Source organism: Enterobacter sp. HSTU-ASh6, assembly GCF_026319105.1.
GTDB classification, from domain to species: Bacteria; Pseudomonadota; Gammaproteobacteria; order Enterobacterales; family Enterobacteriaceae; genus Enterobacter; species Enterobacter sichuanensis.
Genome location: NZ_WSPD01000009.1, coordinates 196,480 through 216,186, shown reverse-complemented (window position 1 = coordinate 216,186; position 19,707 = coordinate 196,480). Strand labels below are relative to the sequence as shown.

The 19,707-nt window shown below is 56.0% G+C and carries 21 protein-coding genes; 13 read left to right on the top strand and 8 right to left on the bottom strand.

All coding sequences use genetic code 11. From position 1 onward, the window contains the following. Nucleotides 1–11: 11 nt before the first annotated feature. Together hemF and amiA are read right to left on the bottom strand one after the other, a co-directional pair. On the bottom strand, nucleotides 12–911 hold the full coding sequence (gene hemF / locus GM298_RS13575; RefSeq protein ID WP_095449846.1) for an oxygen-dependent coproporphyrinogen oxidase: 900 nt from the start codon (nucleotides 909–911) through the stop codon (nucleotides 12–14). Next, the gene (gene amiA / locus GM298_RS13570) at nucleotides 911–1,786 is read right to left on the bottom strand and encodes an N-acetylmuramoyl-L-alanine amidase AmiA (protein ID WP_045286561.1); all 876 of its coding nucleotides are present in this window, start codon (nucleotides 1,784–1,786) and stop codon (nucleotides 911–913) included. Before amiA ends, hemF begins: the two co-directional genes overlap by 1 nt. A gap of 212 nt (nucleotides 1,787–1,998) precedes the next feature. Between amiA and GM298_RS13565 the strand changes: the two genes are divergently transcribed. The 10 genes from GM298_RS13565 to pdxK all read left to right on the top strand — a co-directional run bounded on the left by GM298_RS13565 (nucleotide 1,999) and on the right by pdxK (nucleotide 10,345). Continuing rightward, nucleotides 1,999–2,424: a GNAT family acetyltransferase gene (locus GM298_RS13565; protein ID WP_025758789.1), complete on the top strand. Its 426-nt coding sequence runs from the start codon at nucleotides 1,999–2,001 to the stop codon at nucleotides 2,422–2,424. Continuing rightward, nucleotides 2,411–2,860 carry a DUF2919 domain-containing protein gene (locus GM298_RS13560; RefSeq protein ID WP_126800248.1) on the top strand — a complete coding sequence of 150 codons (450 nt, stop codon included), beginning with the start codon at nucleotides 2,411–2,413 and terminating at the stop codon, nucleotides 2,858–2,860. Before GM298_RS13565 ends, GM298_RS13560 begins: the two co-directional genes overlap by 14 nt. 63 nt (nucleotides 2,861–2,923) lie before the next feature. Beyond that, nucleotides 2,924–3,499 carry an RpoE-regulated lipoprotein gene (locus GM298_RS13555; protein ID WP_252087562.1) on the top strand — a complete coding sequence of 192 codons (576 nt, stop codon included), beginning with the start codon at nucleotides 2,924–2,926 and terminating at the stop codon, nucleotides 3,497–3,499. Between the two features lie 92 nt (nucleotides 3,500–3,591). Beyond that, entirely contained in the window at nucleotides 3,592–4,491 is a 900-nt protein-coding gene (locus GM298_RS13550) for a Dyp-type peroxidase (protein WP_045286559.1), read from the top strand. A gap of 176 nt (nucleotides 4,492–4,667) precedes the next feature. Continuing rightward, nucleotides 4,668–5,681, top strand: a complete 1,014-nt coding sequence (locus GM298_RS13545; RefSeq protein ID WP_025758783.1) for a sulfate ABC transporter substrate-binding protein — start codon at nucleotides 4,668–4,670, stop codon at nucleotides 5,679–5,681. Further along, nucleotides 5,681–6,514 carry a sulfate/thiosulfate ABC transporter permease CysT gene (gene cysT / locus GM298_RS13540; RefSeq protein WP_025758782.1) on the top strand — a complete coding sequence of 278 codons (834 nt, stop codon included), beginning with the start codon at nucleotides 5,681–5,683 and terminating at the stop codon, nucleotides 6,512–6,514. Before GM298_RS13545 ends, cysT begins: the two co-directional genes overlap by 1 nt. Continuing rightward, nucleotides 6,514–7,389: a sulfate/thiosulfate ABC transporter permease CysW gene (cysW, locus tag GM298_RS13535; protein ID WP_025758780.1), complete on the top strand. Its 876-nt coding sequence runs from the start codon at nucleotides 6,514–6,516 to the stop codon at nucleotides 7,387–7,389. Before cysT ends, cysW begins: the two co-directional genes overlap by 1 nt. After that, nucleotides 7,379–8,473: a sulfate/thiosulfate ABC transporter ATP-binding protein CysA gene (cysA, locus tag GM298_RS13530; RefSeq protein WP_023615695.1), complete on the top strand. Its 1,095-nt coding sequence runs from the start codon at nucleotides 7,379–7,381 to the stop codon at nucleotides 8,471–8,473. Before cysW ends, cysA begins: the two co-directional genes overlap by 11 nt. 118 nt (nucleotides 8,474–8,591) lie before the next feature. Then, a complete protein-coding gene (cysM, locus tag GM298_RS13525) occupies nucleotides 8,592–9,503 on the top strand; it encodes a cysteine synthase CysM (RefSeq protein WP_266154249.1) in 912 nt (303 codons plus the stop codon). Between the two features lie 5 nt (nucleotides 9,504–9,508). Beyond that, on the top strand, nucleotides 9,509–10,345 hold the full coding sequence (gene pdxK / locus GM298_RS13520; RefSeq protein ID WP_095449844.1) for a pyridoxine/pyridoxal/pyridoxamine kinase: 837 nt from the start codon (nucleotides 9,509–9,511) through the stop codon (nucleotides 10,343–10,345). 44 nt (nucleotides 10,346–10,389) lie between these two features. On the opposite strand, the gene crr is transcribed toward pdxK, so the two are convergent. The 5 genes from crr to cysZ form a co-directional block, all read right to left on the bottom strand. Further along, nucleotides 10,390–10,899 (bottom strand): PTS glucose transporter subunit IIA, encoded by a 510-nt coding sequence (crr, locus tag GM298_RS13515; protein ID WP_003861316.1) that lies wholly within the window; start codon nucleotides 10,897–10,899, stop codon nucleotides 10,390–10,392. 40 nt (nucleotides 10,900–10,939) lie between these two features. Continuing rightward, nucleotides 10,940–12,667, bottom strand: a complete 1,728-nt coding sequence (gene ptsI, locus GM298_RS13510) for a phosphoenolpyruvate-protein phosphotransferase PtsI (protein WP_008501604.1) — start codon at nucleotides 12,665–12,667, stop codon at nucleotides 10,940–10,942. Nucleotides 12,668–12,711: 44 nt separating this feature from the next. Beyond that, entirely contained in the window at nucleotides 12,712–12,969 is a 258-nt protein-coding gene (gene ptsH, locus GM298_RS13505; protein WP_000487600.1) for a phosphocarrier protein Hpr, read from the bottom strand. Between the two features lie 317 nt (nucleotides 12,970–13,286). Beyond that, on the bottom strand, nucleotides 13,287–14,258 hold the full coding sequence (gene cysK / locus GM298_RS13500; protein WP_014884739.1) for a cysteine synthase A: 972 nt from the start codon (nucleotides 14,256–14,258) through the stop codon (nucleotides 13,287–13,289). A gap of 163 nt (nucleotides 14,259–14,421) precedes the next feature. Then, nucleotides 14,422–15,183, bottom strand: a complete 762-nt coding sequence (gene cysZ / locus GM298_RS13495) for a sulfate transporter CysZ (RefSeq protein ID WP_025758773.1) — start codon at nucleotides 15,181–15,183, stop codon at nucleotides 14,422–14,424. 230 nt (nucleotides 15,184–15,413) lie between these two features. On the opposite strand from cysZ, the gene zipA reads away from it, so the two are divergent. The 3 genes from zipA to GM298_RS13480 all read left to right on the top strand — a co-directional run bounded on the left by zipA (nucleotide 15,414) and on the right by GM298_RS13480 (nucleotide 18,699). Beyond that, entirely contained in the window at nucleotides 15,414–16,397 is a 984-nt protein-coding gene (zipA, locus tag GM298_RS13490; RefSeq protein ID WP_266154248.1) for a cell division protein ZipA, read from the top strand. Nucleotides 16,398–16,466: 69 nt separating this feature from the next. Further along, the gene (ligA, locus tag GM298_RS13485) at nucleotides 16,467–18,482 is read left to right on the top strand and encodes an NAD-dependent DNA ligase LigA (protein WP_047959181.1); all 2,016 of its coding nucleotides are present in this window, start codon (nucleotides 16,467–16,469) and stop codon (nucleotides 18,480–18,482) included. A 1-nt stretch (nucleotide 18,483) separates the two neighbouring features. Then, nucleotides 18,484–18,699, top strand: a complete 216-nt coding sequence (locus GM298_RS13480) for a DUF3820 family protein (RefSeq protein ID WP_266154247.1) — start codon at nucleotides 18,484–18,486, stop codon at nucleotides 18,697–18,699. Here the strand turns inward: GM298_RS13480 and GM298_RS13475 are convergent. After that, nucleotides 18,696–19,691 carry a bile acid:sodium symporter family protein gene (locus tag GM298_RS13475; RefSeq protein WP_023325832.1) on the bottom strand — a complete coding sequence of 332 codons (996 nt, stop codon included), beginning with the start codon at nucleotides 19,689–19,691 and terminating at the stop codon, nucleotides 18,696–18,698. The two genes, GM298_RS13480 and GM298_RS13475, sit on opposite strands and share 4 nt — an antisense overlap. Between the last annotated feature and the right edge of the window lie 16 nt (nucleotides 19,692–19,707).

Below are 19,707 nucleotides of genomic sequence, written 5' to 3'. Positions count from 1 at the left end.
CCATCCGGCAGTTAAACCCAGTCGCGTACTTTCAGGAACTCACGCAAGGCAGCCTCCGGGCTGCCTTCTTTTGGCTCGTAGCAGTACTCCCAGCGCACCAGCGGCGGCATCGACATCAAAATCGATTCCGTGCGCCCGCCGGTCTGCAGGCCAAACAGCGTCCCGCGATCCCACACCAGATTAAACTCCACGTAGCGCCCGCGACGATAGAGCTGGAATTCGCGCTCGCGCACGCCGTAGTTAGTGTCTTTACGGCGTTCGACGATGGGCAGATAAGCGTCGGTATACCCTTCGCCCACCGCGCGCATAAAGCGGAACGCGGTATCAAAATCAGGCGTGTTCAGATCGTCAAAGAACAGCCCGCCAATGCCGCGCTGCTCGTCGCGATGCTTCAGGTAGAAGTAGTCGTCGCACCATTTTTTAAACTTCGGGTAGATGTCTTCGCCAAACGGCAGGCAGAGGTTCCGCGCGGTGGTGTGCCAGTGCACGGCATCCTCTTCAAAACCGTAGTAGGGCGTAAGGTCGAAACCGCCGCCAAACCACCAGACCGGATCGGCCCCCGGTTTTTCCGCAATGAAAAAGCGGACGTTAGCGTGGCTGGTCGGCACAAACGGGTTGTGTGGATGCACCACCAGCGAGACCCCCATCGCTTCAAAACTGCGGCCCGCAAGTTCAGGACGATGCGCGGTCGCAGACGCGGGCATGGCATCTCCGTGGACGTGGGAGAAATTCACGCCCGCCTGTTCAAAGATACCGCCATTGCGCAGCACCCGGCTGCGCCCGCCGCCGCCGGCTTCACGCTGCCAGTTATCTTCCTGGAATTCACCGCCGTCCGCGGCGGCCAGTTTGCGGCAAATCTCATCCTGCAGCTGCAGCAGGAAGGTTTTAACCAGTTGAGCATTGGGTTTCATCAACGTTTCCTGGAGTGCGCTTTTTGGTTATCGAACCAGTTGAAGTAACTGATAATGCCGGAGGCGATGGCGTTGGCGATCTTCTGGCGAAACGCCGTGGTGCCGAGAAGACGCTCTTCATCCGGGTTGGTGATAAACGAGGTTTCCACCAGCACGGACGGAATAGACGGTGATTTCAGCACCACAAATGCCGCCTGTTCGGTGCTTTTACTGTGCAGACGATGCACCGGCTTAATTTTCTTCAGGATGTGCGAGCCGAGCGTCAGGCTGTTTTTGATCGTATCCGTCTGTACGAGGTCGAACAGCACCTGCTGTAACAGATGGTCTTTGTCGGTGGCTTTTTTCCCGGCGACTTCATCCGCCCGGTTTTCACGGTCGGAGAGGTATTTCGCCATGGCGCTACTGGCGCCACGGTTGGACAGCGCAAACACCGAGGCGCCCGCCGCTGAAGGGTTGGTAAAGCCGTCGGCGTGAATCGACATAAACAGATCCGCGCCGTGCTGGTGGGCGATCTCCACCCGGTCATACAGCGGAATAAAGGTGTCGCCAGAGCGCGTCAGACGGGCGTCAATGCCGTTGCTGCGTAAAATTGCGCGCACATTTTTTGCAATCGCCAGCACGACGTGTTTTTCTTTCGAACCGTTTTTGCCGATGGCGCCGGTATCAATTCCGCCGTGGCCCGGGTCAAGCATCACCAGACGCTTCGCACCGGGTTTTTTGGTTTTGGGTTTGCTGTGCCCGTTACTGGTTTTGAGCGTGCTCTCGTCTTTTGCCTGAGCCTGCTTTGCGATGCCCGTTAACGTTAAGGCCGCCAGCCCCGCTTTGAGAACCTGACGACGCGATGTGAGTGCTTTTAATGGTTTGAATGTGCTCATGCGGCCTGAATACTAAAAAATGGGGTCCTGGTGTTATATCGTATCGCGTTTAGCGTTACGACAGTCCTTATTGAGAATTGTTTTACTTTTCATTTCAATACGTGACAAAGTGACATTATGCCAAATTTTGGCGAGATTTTCCCCGGTTATTGGCTAAAGGCACGGTTCACGCCATAATCACTGTTTTTAAACCCGAAAAGGCGGTTAATACCATGGAGATACGCATTTTTCGCCAGGAAGATTTCGAAGAGGTGATCACCCTTTGGGAGCGCTGCGATCTGCTGCGTCCGTGGAACGATCCGGAAATGGACATAGAGCGGAAGGTGAATCACGACGTCAGTCTGTTTCTGGTTGCGGAAGTCAACGGCGAAGTCGTAGGCACGGTAATGGGCGGTTATGACGGTCATCGCGGCTCGGCCTATTATCTGGGCGTTCACCCGGAATACCGGGGGCGCGGTATTGCCAACGCGCTGCTCAATCGTCTCGAGAAGAAGCTGATCGCCCGCGGCTGTCCGAAAATCCAGATCATGGTACGGGAAGATAACGACGTGGTGCTGGGCATGTACGAGCGTCTGGGCTATGAACATTCTGACGTGCTGAGTTTAGGTAAGCGTCTGATCGAAGATGAAGAGTACTGAGATCCATCCGGCAGATTATGACGCGCAGGGTCGCGTCAGGTTGCCCTTTTTATTCTGGTGCGTTCTGCTGCTTCAGGCCCGTACCTGGGTGCTGTTTGTGATGGCCGCCGCGTCGCGCGGGCAGGGCGATACGCTGCTGAATCTCTTCTATCCCGATCACGATGCGTTCTGGCTCGGCTTACTGCCGGGCGTACCGGCGGTGGTGGCTTTTTTGTGCAGCGGCCGACGCCAGACGATCCCACGCTTGTGGCGGACGCTGCGCTGGCTGCTGATCCTCGCTCAGATTGCGCTGCTCTTCTGGCAGCCGGTACTCTGGTGGTACGGTGAGCCGCTTACGGGCATTGGCATTGCGCTGGTGGTGGCGGATATTGTGGCACTGCTGTGGCTGCTGACCAATCCGCGTCTTCGCGCCTGTTTCGCCCATCAGGATGATTAATACGGCACTTTTTGCAGAAGTCGCACTCCAACAAGCGTTGATTTAACACGTAAGGACGTTTCAATGAAATCGCTGCGTTTACTTTTATGCGCTCTCCCGCTGGCCCTGACAGGCTGTTCTACGCTCTCCTCCATTAACTGGTCCGCTGCGTATCCGTGGAACTGGTTTGGCTCATCAACGGAAGTGACTGAGCAGGGCGTGGGGAACATTACCGCCGCGACGGCGCTGGATCAGGGTGCTATTCAGGACGCCCTGAGCAGTGATTATCGCCTGCGCAGCGGCATGAAAACCGAGAATGGTAACATTGTTCGCTATTACGAAGCGCTGAAGGGCGACACGCTGGCGCTGGTGATCAACGGTGACAAAGGCACGGTAAACCGCGTTACGGTGCTGGATGAGGCCATTCCGACCGCCAGCGGCGTGAAGATAGGAACGCCGTTTAGCGATCTCTATAAACAGGCCTTTGGCAACTGCGCCAGCGCCCCTTCTGACGATGGTGTGGCGGTGGCCTGTAAGGCGCAAGGCAGCCAGCACATCAGCTATGTCTTTACCGGCACCTGGAGCGGTCCGGAAGGATTGATGCCGTCGGACGACACGCTGAAGAACTGGAAAGTGAGCAAAATTATCTGGCAGCAGTAATTTGCGCCGGAACAAACCGCCTCGCTGAAATCCGGGTATAATACCCGCCATCCATGCCACGCTGACGTGGCATCTTTATTTCAGGAGGAGCGATGTCTCAGGTTCAGAGTGGCATTTTGCCAGAACATTGCCGCGCGGCGATTTGGATTGAAGCCAATGTAAAAGGGGACGTGGATGCCCTGCGTGCGGCCAGTAAAGCGTTCATTGATAAGCTGGCGACCTTCCAGGCTACGTTCCCGGAAGCCCACCTCGGCGCCGTTGTCGCCTTTGGCAATAACGTCTGGCGTCAGCTGAGCGGTGGCGAAGGGGCGGAAGAGCTGAAAGACTTCATTCCCTACGGCAAAGGCCTTGCGCCCGCAACGCAGTACGACGTGCTGATCCACATCCTCTCTCTGCGTCATGACGTTAACTTCTCCGTTGCGCAGGCGGCGATAGCGGCCTTTGGCGACAGCATCGACGTGCAGGAAGAAGTGCACGGTTTCCGTTGGGTCGAAGAGCGCGATCTGAGCGGCTTTGTCGACGGAACCGAAAACCCGGCGGGTGAAGAGACGCGTCGTGAAGTGGCGGTGATCAAAGACGGCGTGGACGCGGGCGGCAGCTATGTGTTCGTGCAGCGCTGGGAGCACAACCTCAAGCAGCTTAACCGCATGAGCGTGCATGACCAGGAGATGATGATTGGCCGTACCAAAGAAGCCAACGAAGAGATCGACGGCGATGAGCGTCCGGTCACCTCGCACCTGAGCCGCGTTGACCTCAAGGAAGACGGCAAAGGGCTGAAGATTGTCCGCCAGAGCCTGCCGTACGGCACAGCAAGCGGCACGCACGGCCTTTACTTCTGCGCCTACTGCGCGCGCCTGCACAACATTGAGCAGCAGCTGCTGAGCATGTTCGGCGATACCGACGGCAAGCGTGACGCCATGCTGCGCTTCACCAAACCCGTGACCGGCGGCTATTACTTCGCGCCGTCCGTGGAGCGTTTGCTGGCGCTGTAAAACCGCTCTCCATACGTAAGCCGGGTAAGCGTTAGCGCCACCCGGCAATTTTCCCCGCACCCTTATTCCCTTTTCTGCTTGTAAATCACCAAACGGTATATAAAACCGTTACTCCTTTCATCCCCGTTATAAATATTATGACTATAAGATAGTCATCACATTTATAAGGGTGCGCAATGGCCGTTACTGTACTGAAAAAAGGAACTCTGGCGCTGGCAGGTTTACTGCTGGTGGCACAGGCGCAGGCGACTGAGCTGCTGAACAGTTCATACGATGTCTCCCGCGAGCTGTTCGCCGCCCTTAATCCCCCGTTTGAGCAGCAGTGGGCAAAAGACAATAACGGCGATAAGCTGACCATCAAGCAGTCCCATGCCGGTTCGTCCAAGCAGGCGCTGGCGATCCTCCAGGGGCTGAAAGCGGACGTGGTGACCTACAACCAGGTCACTGATGTGCAGATCCTGCACGACAAAGGCAAGCTGATCCCGGCGGACTGGCAGAGCCGTCTGCCGAACAACAGCTCGCCGTTCTATTCCACCATGGGCTTCCTGGTGCGCAAGGGCAACCCGAAGAATATCCACGACTGGAGCGACCTGGTGCGTTCTGACGTGAAGCTGATCTTCCCAAACCCAAAAACCTCCGGTAACGCGCGTTACACCTATTTAGCGGCGTGGGGCGCGGCGGACAAGGCTGACGGTAACGACAAAGCGAAAACCGAGCAGTTCATGACCCAGTTCCTGAAAAACGTCGAAGTGTTTGATACCGGCGGACGCGGCGCAACCACGACTTTCGCAGAGCGCGGTCTGGGCGACGTGTTGATTAGCTTTGAATCGGAAGTGAACAACATCCGCAAACAGTATGAGGCGCAGGGCTTTGAGGTGATTATCCCAAAAACCAACATCCTGGCCGAGTTCCCGGTAGCGTGGGTGGATAAAAACGTGCAGGCAAACGGCACCGAGAAAGCGGCAAAAGCCTATCTCAACTACCTGTACAGCCCGCAGGCGCAGACCATCATCACCGATTACTACTACCGCGTGAATAACCCGGACGTGATGAACAAACTGAAAGATAAATTCCCGCAGACCACGCTGTTCCGCGTGGAAGACCATTTCGGCTCCTGGCCTGATGTAATGAAAACGCACTTTGCCAGCGGCGGTGAGTTAGACAAATTGCTGGCGGCGGGGCGTAAGTAATGTTTGCAGTATCGACTAAACGCGTGCTGCCGGGCTTTACCTTAAGCCTCGGGACCAGCCTGCTGTTCGTCTGCCTGATCCTGTTGTTGCCGCTCAGCGCGCTGGTGATGCAGCTGGCTCAGATGAGCTGGGCGCAGTACTGGGAAGTCGTCACCAACCCGCAGGTGGTGGCGGCCTATAAGGTGACGCTCCTGTCAGCGTTTGTCGCCTCCATTTTTAACGGCGTGTTTGGCCTGCTGATGGCGTGGATCTTAACCCGCTATCGCTTCCCGGGCCGTACGCTGCTTGACGCACTGATGGATCTGCCGTTTGCGCTGCCAACGGCGGTTGCTGGCTTAACCCTCGCGTCGCTCTTCTCCGTGAACGGGTTGTACGGTGAGTGGCTGGCGAAGTTTGACATCAAGGTGACCTATACCTGGCTCGGTATCGCAGTAGCGATGGCCTTTACCAGTATTCCGTTTGTGGTGCGTACCGTGCAGCCGGTGCTGGAAGAGTTGGGGCCGGAATATGAAGAAGCGGCGGAAACGCTCGGTGCCACGCGCTGGCAGAGTTTCCGCAAGGTGGTTCTGCCGGAGCTCTCCCCGGCGCTGATGGCGGGTATTGCGCTGTCGTTTACCCGCAGCCTCGGTGAGTTCGGCGCAGTGATTTTTATCGCCGGGAACATCGCCTGGAAAACGGAAGTGACCTCGCTGATGATTTTCATCCGTCTGCAGGAGTTTGATTATCCGGCGGCGAGTGCGATTGCTTCGGTGATCCTGGCGGCCTCGCTGCTGCTGCTGTACTCGATTAACACTCTGCAAAGTCGCTTTGGTCGACGTGTGGTAGGTCACTGATGGCGGAAGTTACGCAATTGAAGCGATACGATGTGCCCCGTATTAACTGGGGGAAATGGTTTCTGATTGGGGCGGGCGTGCTGGTGTCCGCCCTCATTCTCGTCGTGCCGACGATTTATATCTTCGTTCAGGCGTTCAGTAAGGGACTGATGCCCGCGCTGGAAAACCTGGCGAACCCGGATATGCTCCATGCCATCTGGCTGACCGTGCTGATTGCATTGATCACCGTGCCGGTGAACCTGGTGTTCGGTACTCTGCTGGCGTGGCTGGTGACGCGCTTTAACTTCCCGGGACGTCAGCTGCTGCTCACCCTGCTGGATATTCCTTTTGCCGTCTCGCCGGTGGTGGCGGGTCTGGTGTATCTGCTCTTTTACGGCTCCAACGGTCCGCTGGGCGGCTGGCTGGATGCGCATAACCTGCAGATCATGTTTGCCTGGCCAGGCATGGTGCTGGTCACCATCTTCGTCACCTGTCCATTTGTGGTGCGTGAGCTGGTACCGGTGATGTTAAGCCAGGGGAGCAACGAAGATGAAGCGGCGGTGCTGCTGGGCGCGTCAGGCTGGCAGATGTTCCGCCGCGTGACGCTGCCGAATATCCGCTGGGCGCTGCTTTACGGCGTGGTGTTGACCAACGCCCGCGCAATTGGCGAGTTCGGTGCCGTTTCCGTCGTCTCCGGCTCCATTCGCGGTGAAACCCTGTCGCTGCCGCTGCAGATTGAGTTGCTGCAGCAGGACTACAACACCATCGGCGCCTTTACTGCCGCAGCGTTGCTGACGCTGATGGCCATTTTGACCCTGTTTTTGAAGAGTGTGGTGCAGTGGCGTTTAGAAAATCAGGAAAAACGTCAGCATCAGGAGGGAAATCATGAGCATTGAGATTGCCAATATTAAGAAGTCTTTTGGTCGCACCCAGGTGCTGAATGATATCTCGCTGGATATCCCTTCCGGACAAATGGTGGCGCTGCTGGGGCCGTCTGGCTCGGGTAAAACCACGCTGCTGCGCATTATCGCCGGGCTTGAGCATCAGACCAGCGGACATATCCGCTTCCACGGCACCGACGTGAGCCGTCTGCATGCCCGCGACCGTAAGGTCGGTTTTGTGTTCCAGCACTACGCGCTGTTCCGCCACATGACCGTGTTTGACAACATCGCCTTTGGCCTGACCGTGCTGCCGCGCCGCGAGCGCCCGGATGCGGCAACCATTAAGGCGAAAGTGACTAAATTGCTCGAGATGGTACAGCTGGCTCACCTGGCGGACCGTTTCCCGGCGCAGCTGTCCGGCGGGCAGAAACAGCGCGTGGCGCTGGCGCGTGCGTTAGCCGTTGAACCGCAAATTCTGCTGCTGGATGAACCCTTCGGCGCGCTGGATGCGCAGGTGCGTAAAGAGCTGCGCCGCTGGCTGCGTCAGCTCCATGAAGAGCTGAAGTTTACCAGCGTGTTCGTGACCCACGATCAGGAAGAGGCGATGGAAGTCGCGGATCGCGTGGTGGTCATGAGCCAGGGCAACATTGAACAGGTTGACGAGCCAGAACAGCTGTGGCGTGAACCGGCGACCCGTTTCGTGCTGGAATTTATGGGCGAGGTCAACCGTCTGCAGGGCACCATTCGCGGCGGTCAATTCCATGTCGGGGCGCACCGCTGGCCGCTGGGCTATACCTCCGCGCACCAGGGCCCGGTCGATCTGTTCCTGCGTCCGTGGGAAGTGGACGTAAGCCGCCGAACCAGCCTGGATTCACCGCTGCCGGTGCAGGTGCTGGAAGCGAGCCCTAAAGGACATTACACCCAACTGGTGGTACAACCGCTGGGCTGGTATACCGAGCCGCTGACCGTCGTGATGCGCGACGATGTCCCGCCGCACCGCGGAGAGCGCCTGTTTGTCGGTCTGCAGCATGCCCGTATTTATCACGGAAATGAGCGCATCGAGACGCGCGAGGATATTGCTCTGGCGGAGTCAGCCTGATAGGTTATTAGGATGTTTATCGCCCGGTGGCGCTGCGCTGACCGGGCCTACAGCTAAAACTGCGTCTTGTAGGCCGGGATCGCTGCGCGCCACCCGGCTTTTTTATTGAGTAAAAATCGTGAACACACTCGAACACACCATCGGCAACACCCCTCTGGTCAAGCTTCAGCGCATGGGGCCAGCTAACGGCAGTGAAATCTGGGTCAAACTCGAAGGCAATAACCCGGCCGGGTCGGTAAAAGATCGTGCGGCGCTGTCGATGATCGTCCAGGCCGAAAAGCGCGGTGAAATCAAACCCGGCGATGTGCTGATCGAAGCCACCAGCGGCAACACCGGTATCGCTCTGGCGATGATTGCGGCGCTGAAAGGCTACCGTATGAAGCTGCTGATGCCGGACAACATGAGCCAGGAGCGCCGCGCCGCGATGCGTGCATACGGGGCCGAACTGATTCTGGTGACCAAAGAGCAGGGAATGGAAGGCGCGCGGGATTTAGCATTAGCCATGGCCGAGCGCGGCGAGGGTAAACTGCTCGATCAGTTCAACAACCCGGACAACCCTTACGCCCACTACACCACCACCGGCCCGGAGATCTGGCAGCAAACCGACGGACGAATCACCCATTTTGTCTCCAGCATGGGTACCACCGGCACCATTACCGGCGTGTCGCGTTTTCTGCGCGAGCAGGCGAAAGCCGTCACCATCGTTGGGCTGCAGCCGGAAGAGGGGAGCAGCATTCCGGGTATTCGCCGCTGGCCCGCGCAATATATGCCGGGCATTTTTAATGCGCAGCTGGTGGATCAGGTGCTGGATATTCATCAGCGCGAGGCGGAGAATACCATGCGTGAACTGGCCGTGCGTGAAGGCATCTTTTGCGGGGTTAGTTCGGGTGGCGCGGTGGCAGGCGCGATTCGGGTAGCGCAGGAGAATCCCGGTGCCGTTGTGGTGGCGATTATCTGCGACCGCGGCGATCGCTATCTGTCGACCGGCGTTTTTGGTGAAGAGAGTTATTCGCAGGGGGCGGGGATTTAAGCGTCATGGAGATGATTCTATTCCGGGATAACACCCGGGCGCAGCAAACCGACATTGTCGCGGTGCAGTCGCAGGTGGTTTACGGCAGCGTCGGGAACAGTATCGCGGTACCGAATATTCGTACCCACAGGCTGAACGTCACCGCCGTACCGACGGTGCTGTTTAGCAACACACCGCACTATGACACCTTTTACGGCGGGGTAATCCCCGATGAGTGGTTCAGCGGCTATCTGAAGGCGCTGGAAGAGCGCGAGATCCTGCGCGAGCTTAAAGCGGTCACAACCGGCTATATGGGCAGCGCCAGCCAGATTGTCCTGCTGGCGCAGTGGCTGAAGGCGGTTAAAGCGCAGCATCCAGACCTGCTGGTGCTGGTCGACCCGGTTATCGGCGATATCGACAGCGGGATGTACGTGAAGCCCGATATTCCCGAAGCGTATAGGGAGCACCTGCTGCCGCTGGCGCAGGGGATTACGCCAAACGTCTACGAACTGGAAGTCTTAAGCGGCAAACCGTGTCGTACGCCGGAAAGCGCGATTGCAGCAGCGCAGGGATTGCTCTCCGATACCCTGAAATGGGTGGCCATCACCAGCGCGCCGGTGGCTGACGATCCGCAAAACATCCACGTGGTGCTGGTCACGCGTGAGGGGGTTACCGTCAGCGCGCATCCGCGCGTGGAAACCGATCTGAAAGGAACGGGCGATCTGTTCTGCTCGGAACTGGTGAGCGGCATTGTTGAGGGGAAAACCGTTGCCGATGCCATCCGTATGGCCGGCGATCGGGTGACTGACGTGATGCTGTATACGCAGTCGAAAGGGTATGACGAGCTAATCCTCCCCGCATAAACAAAAATGGCGCCCGAAGGCGCCATTTTACTGTGCGGCAAGAATTACTTCTTGATGCGGATAACCGGGGTTTCACCCACGGTGACGCTGCCAGACAGTTTGATCAGTTCTTTGATTTCGTCCATGTTGGAGATAACAACCGGCGTCAGGGTAGACTTGGCTTTTTCTTCCAGCAGTGGCAGATCGAATTCAATGACCGGGTCGCCAACTTTCACACGCTGGCCTTCTTCCGCGATACGTTTGAAGCCTTCGCCTTTCAGTTCAACGGTGTCGATACCGAAGTGAACGAACAGTTCGATACCGCTATCAGATTCGATAGAGAACGCATGGTTGGTTTCAAAAATTTTACCGATGGTGCCGTCAACTGGAGCAACCATTTTGTTGCCAGTTGGTTTGATAGCAATGCCATCACCAACGATTTTCTCAGCAAACACTACATCCGGCACGTCTTCGATGTTGACGATCTCGCCGGAGAGCGGAGCAACAATCTCAATAGTTCCGGAGTCTTTCTTATCATCAGAAACCAGAGATTTCAGTTTATCGAACAAACCCATGATCTTCTCCTAAGCAGTAATTTGGGCCGCATCTCGTGGATTAGCAGATTGTTTTTTCTTCAATGAACTTGTTAACCAGCGTCATTAACTCGTCCGTTGTCGGTTGAGCAAGAGCCTGCTCTGCTAACACCTTCGCATCTTCGAAGTTCGTGTTACGGATAATCTTCTTAATGCGCGGGATGGAAATGGCGCTCATAGAGAATTCGTCCAGACCCATACCCAGCAACAGAAGTGTAGCACGTTCGTCGCCTGCAAGCTCACCACACATGCCAGTCCATTTACCTTCTGCATGAGAAGCATCAATAACTTGCTTGATCAAGTTCAGTACGGACGGTGACATTGGCTGGTAGAGATGTGAAATCATATCATTACCACGGTCAACTGCCAGGGTGTACTGCGTTAAATCATTGGTGCCGATACTAAAGAAATCAACTTCTTTGGCTAAATGACGCGCAATCGTTGCCGCCGCTGGTGTTTCCACCATCACGCCGATCTCAATTGACTCGTCAAACGCTTTACCTTCGTCACGCAGTTCCTGTTTGTAGATTTCGATCTCTTTCTTCAGTGCACGCACTTCTTCAACAGAGATGATCATCGGGAACATAATGCGCAGCTTACCGAAAGCGGAGGCACGCAGGATTGCACGAACCTGGTCGCGCAGGATCTCTTTACGATCCATGGCGATACGCACTGCACGCCAGCCCAGGAACGGGTTCTCTTCTTTCGGGAAGTTCATGTACGGCAGCTCTTTGTCGCCACCGATGTCCATGGTACGGACGATAACGGCCTGAGAGCCACAGGCTTCAGCCACCGCTTTGTACGCTGCGAACTGCTCTTCTTCAGTCGGCAGGGCGTCACGGTCCATGAACAGGAATTCAGTACGATAGAGACCTACGCCTTCCGCACCGTTACGCTCAGCGCCATCAACGTCGCGGACGGTACCGATGTTTGCGCACACTTCTACCTGATGGCCGTCCAGGGTAATGGCTGGCAGGTCTTTCAGCTTAGCGAGTTCCGCTTTTTCAGTCGCAACTTGCTCCTGAACTGCGCGCAGTTTCTCGATCTCTTCGTTAGTTGGGTTGACGTAAACCAGATTGTTTACGGCATCCAGAATCAGATAGTCACCGTTTTTCACCTGAGAGGTGACGCTACCGGTACCCACGATAGCAGGCAGTTCAAGAGAACGTGCCATGATAGAGGTGTGGGAGGTACGGCCGCCCGCATCGGTGATGAAACCGAGGACCTTTTTCAGGTTCAGCTGTGCGGTTTCAGACGGGGTGAGGTCAGCGGCAACCAGGATCACTTCATCCTGAATCGCGCTCAGGTCGATAATGGCCAGGCCCAGGATGTTGCGCAGCAGGCGCTTACCTATGTCACGTACGTCAGCCGCACGCTCTTTCAGGTATTCATCATCCAGTTCTTCCAGGGCAGTTGCCTGACCTTCGATAACTTCATGGGCAGCCGCGTCGGCCGTCATGCCTTTATCTTTAATCAGGGCTATGATTTCCTGCTCCAGCTCCTCATCTTCGAGCAGCATGATGTGCCCTTCGAAGATGGCTTCTTTTTCTTCACCGAAAGTTTCGCCAGCTTTAGTTTTGATTGCTTCCAGTTGCGCAGATGCCTTGGCACGACCGCTCAGAAAACGTTCAACTTCCTGATCAACCTTGTCGGCAGAAATTTTTTTCCGGTCGATGACGATCTCGTCTTCTTTCAGCAGCAGTGCTTTGCCGAAAGCGATACCCGGGGATGCTAAAATGCCTGAAATCATAACCCTACCTTACTTGTGACTGATATTTAAAAGAACCCGGAAACTTACTCGAGCTCAGCCATCAGTTTTACCAGATGCTCAACTGCTTTCTGCTCGTCTTCACCTTCCGCAGAGATGGTGACGACGGTGCCCTGAGTCAGGCCCAGAGTCTGCAGTTTGAACAGGCTTTTTGCGCTGGCGCTTTTGCCGTTGGAAGTCACAGTGATTTCAGAAGTGAAGCCTTTCGCTTCTTTAACAAACTGAGCAGCAGGTCGGGTGTGCAGACCGTTCGGAGCGGTAATGGTAACTTCTTGCTGGAACATTGTATTTCCCCAACTTATAGGTTTAGTGTTGTGGAACTAAAGTCTAGCCTGGCGACTGAACTTTAGCCTGTATTGTTAGCGCTGACGTTTCGATCGTCATTAAACATTATGCAGCGAAAGCAAGACTTGAACCAAATCATAAAATCGATTCAGCAAGGCTATTTCGTTCACTGATTAATTTCACGCATCAAAATAATTGCTGGTTTAAATACCAGACCCTACGGGGTGAAGCAATGCCAGGAGGGGTAAAAGTTTGAAGCAGGCCACAAAAAAGCACCTGGAAAGGTGCTTTTTTACGCGTTATTAACATGCTGGCATTACTGTTGCAGCTCTTTTTCCGTGAAGAGATCGGCAAACAGTGCGGTGCTCAAGTAACGCTCACCCGAAGAAGGAAGGATAACCACAATATTCTTGTTGGTAAAGGCTTCGTCTTCCTGAAGTTTGAGCGCTGCCGCAACGGCCGCACCGGAAGAGATACCCGCGAGAATGCCTTCTTCATCCATCAGGCGACGCGCGGTAGAGATGGCTTCTTCGTTAGTGATGGTCACCACTTTATCAATAAGCTTCAGATCCAGGTTGCCCGGAATGAAGCCTGCGCCAATACCCTGGATTTTGTGCGGGCCTGGTTTAAGCTCTTCGCCCGCCAGCGCCTGGGTGATAACCGGGGAGTCAGTGGGTTCAACCGCAACGGTGATCAGGTCTTTTTTACCTTTTGTGCCTTTAATATAGCGTGACACGCCGGTCAGCGTACCGCCGGTACCCACGCCGGAGATAAAGACATCTACCTGGCCGTCTGTGTCTTCCCAGATTTCCGGGCCGGTAGTCTTTTCGTGAATTTCCGGGTTAGCCGGGTTGCTGAACTGCTGAAGCAGCAGGTATTTCGCCGGATCGCTGGCCACAATCTCTTCGGCTTTCTGAATGGCACCTTTCATGCCTTTCGCGCCTTCGGTCAGGACCAGATTCGCGCCCAGCGCTTTGAGCAGCTTGCGGCGCTCAATGCTCATGGTTTCAGGCATGGTCAGCGTCAGCTTATAGCCACGTGCCGCCGCCACATAGGCCAGTGCGATACCGGTGTTGCCGCTGGTTGGTTCTACCAGCTCAACGCCAGGCTTCAGTACGCCACGTTTTTCAGCATCCCAAATCATGTTTGCACCGATACGGCATTTTACGCTGAAGCTCGGGTTACGTGATTCGACCTTCGCCAGAATGCGTCCATTACCGATACGGTTCAGTCGAACCAGGGGCGTATGACCGATAGTCAGCGAGTTGTCTTCATAAATCTTACTCATGGCCTGTCCTTAACTGTATGAAATTGGGATACCGACCCAGCATACCTGTTGAGCAGGTAGGGGGAAGTAAGGAATTCGCATATCTATATACTGCAAGGAAATAATGGGGATCAGTATGGAATAAGGGGCGGCATAAGCCACCCCTGCTTTACACATTTTTGCATTATTTCCATAACGCGTGCTTAGCACGGTAGCAATCCACCCACATCGCCGTCGCACCACATACCGCCACCGGCATAATGAACAGATTGAGGAAGGGGATCATCGTGAACAGGCTGGTCAGGGCGCCGAACTGCATATTAGCGACCTTGCGGGTGCGCAGGGCGGTGCGCATCTCTTTAAACGGTACCTTATGGTTATCGAACGGGTAATCGCAGTACTGAATAGCCAGCATCCAGGCGCTGAAGAGGAACCACAGCACCGGCGCCACCGTCTGGCCAATGCCGGGCACAAAATAGAGGATAAGCAGCACAATCGCCCGGGGCAGGTACCAGACAAATTTCTGCCACTCGCGCTTCATGATACGGGGAAGATCTTTCATGATCCCCAGTATGCCGGTATCCGGTGGCGTCGCTCCGGTCAGACGTGCTTCCAGCTGTTCCGCCAGCAGGCCGTTAAACGGGGCGGCTATCCAGTTCGCAATCGTTGAGAAGAAGTACCCAAACACCAGCAGCACGGAGATCACCGCCACCGGCCAGAGCAGGTAGTTAAGCCACTGCAGCCAGTCTGGCACATGGCTCATCAGCGACGGGATCCAGCTCTCCAGCTTTGTGAACAGCCACCAGAACGCGCCACCCATCAGGATAATGTTGATGAACAGTGGCAGAATGACGAAGCGTCGAATACCCGGCAGGGAGACCAGTTTCCAGCCCTGAGAAAAATACCAGACACCGCTGCGCGGGGGAGAAGAAGATGTTGAAACCATAACCAGGCTGTACTCCTTTTTTCACAACCAGTGGAATTGCCCGCCTATATTATCCACTTACGGACCAATGACCAGTTCGGAAATGTTCGAAAAACCAGCAAAAAGCACGATTTCCTTCATCTTTATGCTGCGAATGCTCTGCACGCACTTGCACTTGACGTAAACGGCAAATACTCTTAGTGAGTAAATGTTTGCCGTGGTGGCAAGGTGTTAGAACAACAGAGAATATAATGATGCAGGATTTGCGTCTGATATTAATCATTGTTGGCGCGATCGCCATAATCGCTTTACTGGTACATGGTTTCTGGACCAGCCGTAAAGAGCGTTCCTCTATGTTTCGCGATCGCCCACTGAAGCGCATGAAGTCCAGTCGTGACGACGATGACAGTGAAGATGACATCGATGGCATCGACGACGACGGCGTGGGTGAAGTTCGTGTTCATCGGGTCAATACTGCGCCCGGCGCGGCTCATGGGGAGCATGAAGCCCCCCGTCCAGCGCAGCACCAGTATCAACCGCCGTATGCTTCTGCTCAGCCGCGCCAGCACGCGCCGCAGCCGGTAGAAGAGCCGGTGCGCCAGCCGCCGCAACAGCCTGTCCATCAGCAGCCTGCTGCACCGCAGCCGGTTCAACAGCAGCCTGTGCAGCAGCCCGTGCAACAACAGCCTGCACAGCCGGTACAACAGCCGCAGCAGCCTGTTCATGTGCAGCCTGCGCCGCAGCCTGCCCCGGCCCCGCATGTTGAGCCTGAGCCCGTTGCAGAGCCTGAACCGGTTGTTGAAAAACCGCAGCGTAAAGAAGCGGTGATCATTATGAACGTGGCCGCACATCAGGGCAGCCATCTCAATGGTGATGTGCTGCTTAACAGTATTCAACAGGCAGGTTTCAAGTTTGGTGATATGAATATTTTCCATCGCCATCTGAGTCCTGACGGTAGTGGCCCGGCGCTGTTCAGCCTGGCCAATATGGTCAACCCTGGCACTTTTGATCCGGAAATGACCCGTGATTTCGTGACCCCGGGCGTCACTATCTTTATGCAGGTGCCGTCCTACGGTGATGAACTGCAAAACTTTAAGCTGATGCTGCAGTCCGCTCAGCATATCGCCGACGAAGTCGGTGGTGTGGTACTCGACGACCAGCGTCGCATGATGACGCCGCAGAAATTGCGCGAGTATCAGGACCGCATCCGCGAAGTGAAGGAAGCCAACGCGTAATCGTCGCGTTTACTTCAACTCCTCCTCAACCCCCGCATGTCGGGGGTTTTTTCTCATTGATGGTGTGATATGGACTCAATCGAACAACAACTCACTGAACTGCGAACCACGCTTCGCCATCATGAATATCTCTATCATGTTATGGACGCGCCGGAAGTCCCGGATGCGGAGTATGACCGCCTGATGCGCGAGCTGCGTGAATTAGAGGCGCAGCACCCGGAACTTATCACCCCTGATTCCCCCACCCAGCGCGTTGGCGCCGAGCCACTGGGGGCATTCAGCCAGGTACGTCATGAAGTACCGATGCTGTCGCTGGATAACGTCTTCGATGAAGAGAGCTTCCTGGCGTTTAACAAGCGCGTACAGGATCGCCTGAAAAGCAACGACTCTCTGACCTGGTGCTGCGAGCTGAAGCTGGATGGCCTGGCAGTCAGCCTTCTCTACGAAAACGGTGTACTGGTGCGTGCCGCGACCCGAGGGGATGGCACCACGGGGGAAGACATTACCACCAACGTGCGAACCATTCGCGCGATCCCGCTGAAGCTGCAGGGTGACAACATTCCAGCGCGTCTGGAAGTGCGTGGCGAAGTGTTCCTCCCGCAGGCGGGCTTCGAGAAAATCAACGAGGAAGCGCGCCGCACCGGTGGGAAGGTGTTTGCAAACCCGCGTAATGCGGCGGCAGGCTCTCTGCGTCAGCTGGATCCGCGCATCACCGCGAAGCGACCGCTTACTTTCTTCTGCTACGGTGTCGGTATTCTGGAAGGCGGCGAGCTGCCGGATACGCATCTTGGCCGTCTGCTGCAGTTTAAGGCATGGGGGCTGCCGGTAAGCAACCGCGTCCAGCTTTGCGACTCACCGGAGGCGGTGCTTGCGTTCTATCACAAGGTTGAAGAGGACCGTCCGACACTCGGTTTCGACATTGATGGTGTGGTCATTAAGGTAAACTCGCTGGCGCTGCAGGAGCAGCTGGGCTTTGTGGCGCGTGCGCCGCGCTGGGCGGTGGCGTTTAAGTTCCCGGCCCAGGAGCAGATGACCTTTGTGCGCGACGTGGAGTTCCAGGTGGGACGGACGGGCGCCATCACCCCGGTCGCCCGTCTGGAGCCCGTGCAGGTTGCGGGTGTGCTGGTGAGTAACGCCACGCTGCATAATGCCGATGAGATCGAGCGCCTTGGTCTGCGTATCGGTGACAAAGTGGTGATCCGCCGCGCGGGCGATGTGATTCCGCAGGTGGTTAACGTCGTTGAGTCAGAACGTCCTGACGATACGCGCGAGGTTGTCTTCCCGACCCATTGCCCGGTGTGTGGCTCTGACGTTGAGCGTGTGGAAGGTGAAGCGGTGGCGCGCTGCACGGGCGGTTTAATCTGTGGCGCGCAGCGTAAAGAGTCACTGAAGCACTTTGTTTCCCGTCGGGCGATGGACGTCGACGGCATGGGCGACAAGATTATCGACCAGCTGGTTGAGAAAGAGTATGTCCATACCCCCGCGGATCTCTTCAAACTGACCGCGGGCAAGCTGACAGGTCTTGACCGCATGGGGCCAAAGTCAGCCCAAAATGTGGTTAACGCCCTGGAAGCGGCTAAAGAGACCACCTTCGCCCGTTTCCTTTATGCGCTCGGCATTCGTGAAGTGGGTGAAGCGACGGCAGCAGGGCTGGCGGCGTATTTTGGTACGCTGGAGGCGCTGGAAAACGCGAGCATCGACGAGCTGCAGAAAGTCCCGGATGTCGGCATCGTCGTCGCTACGCATGTCTTTAACTTCTTTGCTGAAGAGAGCAACCGCGAGGTCATCGGCAAACTGCTGGCAGAGGGCATCAAATGGCCTGCGCCGGTCGTTGTCAATGCCGAAGAGATCGACAGCCCGTTCGCCGGTAAAACGGTGGTGCTGACGGGCAGCCTGAGCCAGCTATCACGTGATGATGCAAAAGCACGTCTGGTCGCGCTGGGAGCTAAAGTGGCGGGCAGCGTGTCGAAGAAAACCGACCTGGTGATCGCCGGGGAAGCCGCCGGTTCCAAGCTGGCGAAAGCCCAGGAGCTGGGGATAGAGGTTATCGACGAAGCGGAAATGATGCGTCTGTTAGGAGAGTAAGGTGGAGAAAGAGCAGCTCGTCGAGATCGCCAATATGGAGATGCCGTTCGGTAAATATAAGGGCCGCAGGCTGATTGACCTGCCGGAGGAGTATCTCCTGTGGTTTGCCCGCAAGGATGAATTCCCGGCCGGGCGACTGGGCGAGCTGATGGCTATCACGTTACTGATCAAAACGGAGGGGCTGACCCAGCTGGTCCAGCCCCTGAAACGTCCTTAAGCCTTCGCGGCGCGGGTCTCTTCCTGCGCCAGTTTTTCCGTCTGGCGCTTATAGCGACGCGCCAGCACCGCGCAGACCATCAGCTGGATCTGATGGAAAATCATCAGCGGTAGCACCATCATCCCAATCACCGAGGTCGGGAACAAAATGTTGGCCATCGGGATACCGTTTGCCAGGCTCTTCTTCGAACCGCAGAAGACAATGGTGATCTCATCCGCTTTGTTGAATCCGCACTTGCGTGCCACAAAGACGTTCACGGCAATCACAATCGCCAGCAGGATGAGGCTGACCACCACGATAAACAGCAGCGAGCCTGCGCCCACCTTGTGCCAGATTCCGTTCACGACCGCTTCACTGAAGGCGGAATAGACCACCAGCAGAATCGACGACTGGTCGGTTTTTGAAATCCATTTCTTGTGCTTTGCCACAAACGCGCCGGTCCACGGTCGGGAGAGATGGCCCAGCACAAACGGCAGCAGCAGTTGCAGACAGATTTTGCCCACCTGCTCAAGGTTACCTTCCGCGCCGTGCATGTTCATCAGCAGGCCGACTAGCAGCGGGGAGACGAAAATCCCCAGCAGACTGGATGCCGATGCCGAGCAGACGGCGGCCGCTACGTTCCCTCCCGCCAGAGAGGTAAACGCAATGGCGGACTGCACGGTGGCCGGCAAAATACACAGATACAGGAAACCGGTGTAGAGCGCCGGGTCGACGTTAACCGGCGCCCACCAGGCAAACAGCACGCCGAGGATCGGGAAAAGAATAAAGGTGCTGCACATCACCCACAGATGCAGTCGCCAGTGGCTACCGCCGGCGATAATGGCTTCGCGGGAGAGTTTCGCTCCGTGCATAAAGAACAGCAGGGCGATGGCGGCCGTGGTTAGCCCTTCAAAGAACGGGACGAATCCCCCGCGAGCGGGAAAGAAAGAGGCCAGTAAAACGGTAACGACCAGGGTAAGCGTAAACGGATCAACAATACGAAATAGTTTCATAATGACTCCTGAAAAC